This window comes from Ruminococcus sp. AM43-6 (assembly GCF_003461785.1).
GTDB classification, from domain to species: Bacteria; Bacillota; Clostridia; order Oscillospirales; family Ruminococcaceae; genus Hominimerdicola; species Hominimerdicola aceti.
The window spans coordinates 1-6545 of sequence record NZ_QTXU01000052.1; the positions used below are offsets into that span (position 1 = coordinate 1).

Consider the following 6545-nt stretch of genomic DNA (forward strand, 5'->3'; position numbering starts at 1 on the left):
TTCTCGTTGCATAATTCTTGTTCGAATAAAATGTGTCAAGTGATATTGACAAAACCATACCTCGTCCAGAAACCCTTTGGTTTTCAGTCTTGCAAGGACGTGTGTCTGTTCACGAAGCTTGGCGGTTTGCTTGTGAATGTCCATTACCTGAGTTTTACTGCTGAGTTTTCGGAGTTTCAGATCATGCAGCGCTGTTTGAAAAGGTACAAGGATTTGTTTGTAATTGTACCAAAGTTTATTGCATAATCTGATAAAAGCAGAGTGGATATTATCTTGATTTATTGGTTTTACCGAGCACTTTTCTATTTCATCGGTATGAAGTCTGCAAACCCAATATATTTTTCCTCTGCAATTTTTCATACGGAAAGTAGTTCCGCATTCACCGCATTTGATTTTCTTGGACAGTATATTACCGCGGCTTTCATTCCGCTTATTTTCACCCCGAAGACGTATTAATTCCTGCACTCTGTCAAATACATCTTTTGAAATGACGGCTTCATGACATCCGGTGTAATAATACTGAGGTAATTCTCCTCTGTTCGGCAAATTTTTACGAGGCAAAACGGTTGTTGTAAACCGTTTCTGAAACAGCTGATCTCCGATGTATTTTTCATTTTTAAGCATAACTCTCACGGTAGGTCCTGTCCAGTGGCATGATCTACCTCTTTTTCCAATTCCCATTTCATTTAACATCTGAGCGATTTTTTCACTTCCGTATCCGTTCAGATACCAATCAAATATTTTTCTGACTATCCGGGCTTCATCCTGATTTAAGATCAATTCACCGTTGACAAGTTCATATCCAAACACCGAGTTGCACATTTTCATTGTGCCGTTTTCCATTCGCTTTTTTATGCTCCACCGCATATTCTGCGAAATCGAAGTCGATTCCTCCTGAGCCAGACCGCCCATTATTGTTATCATCATTTCATCGGTCATATTAGCTGTATCGATATTCTCTTTCTCGAAAAACACCGTAATACCAAGAGATTTCAGTTCACGAACGTTTTTCAGACAATCTTTAGTGTTTCGGGCAAATCGGCTGATAGACTTGGTGTATATCCTGTCTATCCTCCCTTTGCGGCAATCTTTTATCATTCTCTGAAACTCGTCACGCTTGTCCTCACGGGTACCTGTTATACCCTCGTCGGCGTACAGATCGATCAGTTCTTCCGTTTCGGAGTTCTCAAAAAACTGACTGTAGTATCTTGTCTGAGCCATAAAGGAATTAAGCTGATCTTCGCTGTCTGAACTTACTCTGCAATATGCGGCACAACGGATCTTCGTATTTTGTTCTTCTGTGATTGTCGGCTGTATTACCGTTACTGTCGGCATTTCCTCACACTCCTTTCAACCAACAAGGATACCACAAATTTTTTAGGAATGGTATCATCAAACTCAATGAATTTCTTTGTCCGAATCTGTGCAGTTTTCATGTTTGTCTGCTTGCCCTGCCGCTGTGCAAAGACACATTGCGGTCATGCCGATAAAAGCTCCGACAAGCAAGCCAATAAAAAATCCTAACATCTTAATACCTCCTTAAGCTGCATCTTTTGACGATACAAATTCTTTGTAAATATCTTCTGTGTTTCTGCGGTTGAAATTCTGTTTTTCGGTAGTTTCAAGAATTTCATCAAGCTTATCGGCAAACATTCTTGCCATAAAATCGCCGTATTCTGCTTGTCCGAATTTAGTCATCAAAATCCACTCCTATACTTATTTTCATTGCCTCATCGATTTTATTTATTATCCCGCTGTCCAATGAGCCTATATAGCTCCGAAGTCTGCTGCGGTCTATTGTCCTAATCTGCTCGGCAAGAATGACCGAATCTTTAGGCAGTATTTTTGAATTTCTTATGCAGATATGCGTAGGAAGCTTGTTTTTCTTAACTGTTGACAGCGGCAGAACCACAAGCGTGGGACTATGCCTGTTTCCGATATTGTTCTGAACCACCAGCACGGGACGAACACCGCCTTGCTCAGAACCGACTACGGGATCTAAATCTGCGTAAAAAATATCTCCTCGTTTGATCAGCATTTCATTTCGCCACCTTTTGCGGAACTTCAAAGCCTTTTTTGTTCCTAACGCAGTTATGAAACGGGCAGAAAAGAACATCAGCATTCTTGTCATACCACACACAACCATAACATGGGTGTTTGTTTGATAACCTGACTGTTGGTACAGGAATGTTTACTCCAAATTTATAAAAATCTGATTTCTCAGGAATATCGTTATCTTTCATATATCAGCCTCCTGACCTTTTATTTTTATATGTAACAGGCGGTCTGCAAAAGAATGCAAACCGCCTTATTAATTCGTTTTGCCTTCGTCTGATTCGTAAGTTTCAGACGAATTTCCGTGATATTTATCCTAGATACCCGTCACGGCGGAACATCGGGAACGATGAACAGCTTATTCATCTCATGAGCCTCTCACTCCACTATGGTTCTCATAGAGCCGCCCCCATTGCTTGAGTCTGTGGCTGGGCGGAAGTATCATTATCCTCCTGCGTTTCATCGCCTGCTTTGGTTGCTGTCCAAAGGTCTGAACGTCATATTGATCGCTCGCTCAACTGAGGTCGTGGCGTATGGTTCATGCGGCTGCCGAGATTTTATACCGGCCGCAGGATTAACGTTTTCCCGATGCTGTTATTCTGTTGTCAAGATTCTCAGGGATTTGGATCGCTCCTTTTTCCCTTTCACCTTGTAGCCGATGAGAACACCCTTTTTATGCGTTTGAAAATTGACTTCTTAAAATTTCAGCAATTTTATCAATTACGCGGGATATATTCGACTGATTTCTTAGTAAAATTGACGAAATTTCATTTTGAGTGTACCCGTCAAATATGTACATTGTAAAAGCTTCACGCCAGATTTCCGGCAAGGACATGATCTGCGAATACACTTCCATGTCCTCAATCTCATCGATCCAGCCATAACGATTGTTTGTCGAATAATCATCATAAACCGTCAGCGTTCTGCTGTTTGAATTATCAAACAGTCCAACTGTTTTTTCTCTGTAACGCCGATTGGAGTTGAAAACCTCACGGTCAAACTCATAAATTTCCGCTATCTGTTTCTCAGTCATCCCTGCTTTTCTGTACTCCTCAGCGGTTTTCTGCCACTGTTCTTTAAATTTCTTTTCCTCCAAGCCATGATTATAGCTCATATTTTTACCTCCGTTTTGATTTTTCGTTCTGAATCAAAACGAAGGCTTATGGGTATTTGGCAATAAAACATTGCCAATAATTAAAAATGGGCATAAAAAAGACCTTTCTGCTTTTAAAACAAAAAGGTCTGTTAAGAAAAAGGAGTATAACTTTCGGCTTTAAAAGCTTTTGTTATACTCCTCATGTTATATTATTCCAATAAGTTAGCCATCGTTAAAATCATAATTTAAATTATAACTAAACTCATATTCCCCATAATTGGAAGAATAAATTCTTATATAGTACCTACCAGGTTCTAAATCGTACTCAATAGTTTCTATTTCACCACGACAGGTAGTATAAGATAGAGTTTGCTCTCCATCTGTACCAATCAATCTTATTTCGTATTGAAATGGCTCTGGTGAATTTGTGTTTATTATGATATGCTTCCTTTCATTAATATTAAACATATACCAATCATATTGATCGTATTCTTTTTTATCGTTTACAAAGCCTATAGAACCATTAATTGTTTCATCAGCTTTTGTTTCAATTGAATTTTGATATGTATTATTAGGTTCACTGTCCAAATTTTTTATTTCAACAGAATTCATCTGCAATTGATAGCCGCCATAGTTTTCCAAACACTCTATACGAATATAGTAGGTTCCTGATTGTAGCGGACAAATAAGCTTAATTTCTTTATTCTTGCCGTAATCGCTATATATTTCTGTTGCGCCATCAGAAGCAATGACAAATATCTTTGCTTTTAAATCTGAATCCATAGTAAGATTAAAGGTATATAATTGAAAAGAATTCAAAATTAGTTTATAAAAATCATCAGTATCGGTTTCGTTAGGCTGGTTACTTTTATATCCTATATGGCCATTTAAAGTATTGGATTCAATCAGTTTAGCATTTTGATATGGTGAATTTATTTCCTCATCTTTACTATATCCGCTTGTACTAAATTGACTATTTAAAGAATATGTACCTGATTGCTCATAGGATATTTTTATATAATATTCACCCGCTTGGATAGGCGTGTTAAGATTTAGTATGCGATCCTGTCCGCAATCATAATTAAGTCTATCATTTCCATTGATACATATTAAATTAATATTGCAATACACTCCAGCAGAAGCATTTAACGTTAATGATAATAAACCGTCTTCGGAAATATTTATAATATACCAAACACAATTATCATTATCCTCTGAATATGTAAAAGTTTTTCATATGTTTCACCTATTGTCAGCGATATAGCATCAATGTAAGTATTACCGCTTTTTTCTGTAGGGGGTTCAGTTGTAGTGGTATTATTAGTAGTAGTGGTAGTAGTTTTCGTTGTTGAAGCGGTGGTAGTCTTATTAGTAGTGCTTGATGTTGTTACGACCTCAGAATATGATGGTTCGTCATAATATTCTTCAGTATCTTCATCAAATATCGGAGAAGATATCCACGGAAATATAAATGTTAAAATCGTTATTACTGTTGTAGCAACATTGGTTATTATTCTACCCCATTTCCGTATAAATCTTTTGATGTTTGAATCGTTTGGAATTCTTTTTAATACAAAATTTACTATAATTGCAATAATAATTATTACCACTATTCCTGCAATTCGTGCCATAATTTCTTTTAACATATATATCACCACTTTTTTGTTTTATTACACTCTAACAATTGTATCATACCATTTTAAGACAATATATTCAACTTCTTTACCCGAAATAAATTTATTCGACGTAAACTGTAAGGCTTGTTCTTGATTTATTAATATTTTCTTTTTGTAATTAAATAATGAAAATTCGCAGTAATATTCTTAGTTTCAAGTGAGAGAAAAATGGGACTGTTGAGCACACGCTGCAGCAGTCCCATGATTATGCATATTAATATGATATTTTTAGGTAGTCAAAAATCATGCCGATTGTAAAAAAGATACCACTTTCCACTCATCATTAATTTTTTCAAAGTATAGTCTATCAAGGATGGATCCGTCTGTAACTATTTTACATTCAATTCTATTGCTGCTCGATTGCATAGAACAATCCTTAGTAAAAAATACAATAGCCTTATCTTCACTACATAGGCATTGCACATCCACGCTGATTAATTCAAAATCGAACTTATTTCCTGTATTATTTGGATTCAGTCTTTTAAAAATATCATTAGAAACAATGGTTGTATATTGATCATTAAATCCATTATTATAATAGGAATCCAAAATCATATTTTTTGCTAATTCTTCTAAAAGATTTTTTTCATCGTCATCTATAAATATATATAATTTTCTTAAGTCCGATACTTCAAGATATTCAGCATCAGATATCGATGTTGATGAACCATCATCTAGATTAACGATACAAGTTAATTTGATTATTACACATACCAATAAGATTATAATAAAAATGCTAGAGGCTACACAAATTATGTTTTTTCTCTTCATGCTGGAACCCTACCGTTTAAGCAAACAATGATGACATTTGTATAATCTTCATTTTCGTCAAATGTTTCTGATAGTTTCTTGTTCCATCTTGGTTTGGTATGACCAGCATAAAGAATCTCATCTTTCTGCACACTGGATATTATTGCTGTATGTGTTGGTCCTTTTTCTTTACAAAAGTAAATCAAATCTCCCATACGTATATCATATTTGGATATAGCTTCCTCAATAGATTCATCTCTACCTATAGATACCTCATACATCGCGTATTCTTCAGAACGAAAATAGTTATAATTATCAACTACAACAGACCATGATTTAGTCCAGCCATAATCCCATGTTCCTGTATGAGAAAATAATCCATGAATATGCGATGCTAAGCCTTCAGCTTTCCCAAAATACCAATCATTATTCATTTTAAATCCACCTGCACATAAACATTGAGAAGCAAAATTAGTACAATCAGTCATTTTATCGCTTAATTCTGAAAAGTTAGGATACTCACTATAATTGTACTTTTCACCAACTGTGTCATAATCTCCGGACCACTTCTTCATGTAATCATATACGGCATTTCTATCATATGATTCATTTACAATCCAAGGTTCTAAGTCATACTTATCATAAATATCATCTCCATCAGAATCCTTAGAAAATGGTGATGATACATATAGTATTAATGGATCGGTATAACCTGTATATATCACTTCTTCGTGATCTAAAAGACCATCACCATCTGTATCTGCATCGCAAGGATTGGAATGAATCGGCAATATTTCAGCGTTTAAAAAAACTTTCCATATTGTACTTGGAGCATATTTTAAATATGTCTCTAAAACATTTCTAACATAAAATTTATTGCTTGCTTTCTCTAAGCAATCCTTAAAAGTTGGCAACTGAATATTGCCATCGTTATCCCATGTAATAAGCCCACTTTCAGTGTCAACTTC

Annotated in this window: 10 protein-coding genes; all 10 read right to left on the bottom strand. The window is 35.7% G+C overall.

Annotated features, from left to right (window positions below; genetic code table 11):
- Window positions 1-1335 (bottom strand): recombinase family protein (locus DW938_RS13980; RefSeq protein ID WP_147342407.1); only part of this gene is annotated, 1335 nt, incomplete at its 3' end.
- A 63-nt stretch (window positions 1336-1398) separates the two neighbouring features.
- Window positions 1399-1527, bottom strand: coding sequence for a DUF3789 domain-containing protein (locus DW938_RS13985; protein ID WP_117925210.1), 129 nt, complete (start codon window positions 1525-1527; stop codon window positions 1399-1401).
- Window positions 1528-1539: 12 nt separating this feature from the next.
- Entirely contained in the window at window positions 1540-1698 is a 159-nt protein-coding gene (locus tag DW938_RS14875) for a hypothetical protein (protein ID WP_022126887.1), read from the bottom strand.
- The gene (locus DW938_RS13990) at window positions 1691-2038 is read right to left on the bottom strand and encodes a type II toxin-antitoxin system PemK/MazF family toxin (RefSeq protein WP_041337553.1); all 348 of its coding nucleotides are present in this window, start codon (window positions 2036-2038) and stop codon (window positions 1691-1693) included. The genes DW938_RS14875 and DW938_RS13990 overlap by 8 nt, the downstream gene beginning before the upstream one ends.
- Before the next feature lies 1 nt (window position 2039).
- Window positions 2040-2243, bottom strand: coding sequence for a hypothetical protein (locus DW938_RS13995; protein ID WP_022126885.1), 204 nt, complete (start codon window positions 2241-2243; stop codon window positions 2040-2042).
- Between the two features lie 485 nt (window positions 2244-2728).
- Complete coding sequence (locus tag DW938_RS14000) at window positions 2729-3169, bottom strand: DNA-directed RNA polymerase sigma-70 factor (protein ID WP_022126884.1); 441 nt, start codon at window positions 3167-3169, stop codon at window positions 2729-2731.
- A gap of 204 nt (window positions 3170-3373) precedes the next feature.
- A complete protein-coding gene (locus tag DW938_RS14005) occupies window positions 3374-4282 on the bottom strand; it encodes a hypothetical protein (protein WP_041337554.1) in 909 nt (302 codons plus the stop codon).
- A 50-nt stretch (window positions 4283-4332) separates the two neighbouring features.
- On the bottom strand, window positions 4333-4797 hold the full coding sequence (locus DW938_RS14010; protein WP_118125522.1) for a hypothetical protein: 465 nt from the start codon (window positions 4795-4797) through the stop codon (window positions 4333-4335).
- A 273-nt stretch (window positions 4798-5070) separates the two neighbouring features.
- A complete protein-coding gene (locus tag DW938_RS14015) occupies window positions 5071-5598 on the bottom strand; it encodes a hypothetical protein (RefSeq protein WP_022126883.1) in 528 nt (175 codons plus the stop codon).
- On the bottom strand, window positions 5595-6545 hold a 951-nt coding region (locus DW938_RS14020; RefSeq protein ID WP_181984466.1), incomplete at its 5' end, for an amidase domain-containing protein. The genes DW938_RS14015 and DW938_RS14020, both read right to left, overlap by 4 nt.